The 925-nt window shown below is 68.1% G+C and carries 1 protein-coding gene; it reads right to left on the bottom strand.

The window, feature by feature from the left end:
* The coding region (locus D9599_RS30725) for an N-carbamoyl-D-amino-acid hydrolase (protein ID WP_198385132.1) at window positions 1–925 on the bottom strand (925 nt) is incomplete at both ends.

The following is a 925-nucleotide window of genomic DNA, read 5'->3' as shown; positions in this document are numbered from 1 at the left end:
CGCCGACCTGGTCCACGATCCGCCGGTAGTGCTCCGGCCGGCGATGGGCCTCGAAGTTGAACATCTTCTCCTTCCCCTGGCGGGTCAGGTCGAGGTCGCAATCGGCCACCAGCACCTCGTCGCCCAGGGTCTTCGCCTGGGCGACGATCACCCCGTTCGGGTCCACGATGACGGAGCCGCCGATGAGGCCCGACCCATCCTCGTTACCTGCCTTGGCCACGCTGACCGCCCAGGTGGCGTTCATGTAGGCATTCGACTGGGCGGCAAGGGTGGAGTGGAAGGTGCGGATCTCCTCGTTCTCCGTGCTGCCGCCATTGGGATCGTAGGCGGCGGAGTTGTAGCCCATGACCATCAGCTCCACGCCCTGGAGGGCATACACGCGCCAGGCTTCGGGCCAGCGGCGGTCGTTGCAGACGAGCATGCCCATCACCGGCGCGCCCCAGTCCGGCGCCCCGCGGAAGGCCGGGAAGCCGAGGTCGCCGTACTCGAAATAGCGCTTCTCAAGCTGCTGGAAGCGGTCACCGGGCCGCGGCTCGACCGAGCCCGGCAGATGCACCTTGCGGTACTTCGCGAGGATGGACCCGTCCGGCCCCGTGCTGATGGCGGAGTTGAAGCGCTGCCCCTCCGGCGTCAGCTCGGCGTAGCCGACATAGAAGCCGACGCCGAGTTCCCGCGCCCGGTCGAACAGGGGCTGCACGCGCGGGTTGGGCATCTCGCGCTCGTAGTACTGATCCAGCTCCGCGCCTTCGATCAGCCAGCGTGGGAAGAAGGTGGTGAAGGCGAGTTCGGGAAAGACGACGAACTTCGCGCCCTTGCCGGCGGCTTCCTCCAGCAAGGCGATCATGCGGGCAAGGATGGTCTCGCGCGTGTCGGCGCGCTGGTTGGGGCCCATCTGGGCGGCGGCGAGGCGGAGGATGCGGGGCAT

Origin of the sequence: Roseomonas sp. KE2513, from assembly GCF_016107305.1 — a bacterium.
Classification (GTDB): Bacteria; Pseudomonadota; Alphaproteobacteria; order Acetobacterales; family Acetobacteraceae; genus Roseomonas.
The sequence above is the reverse complement of the archived record's forward strand: the minus strand, read 5'-3'. Positions and strand labels throughout refer to the sequence as shown.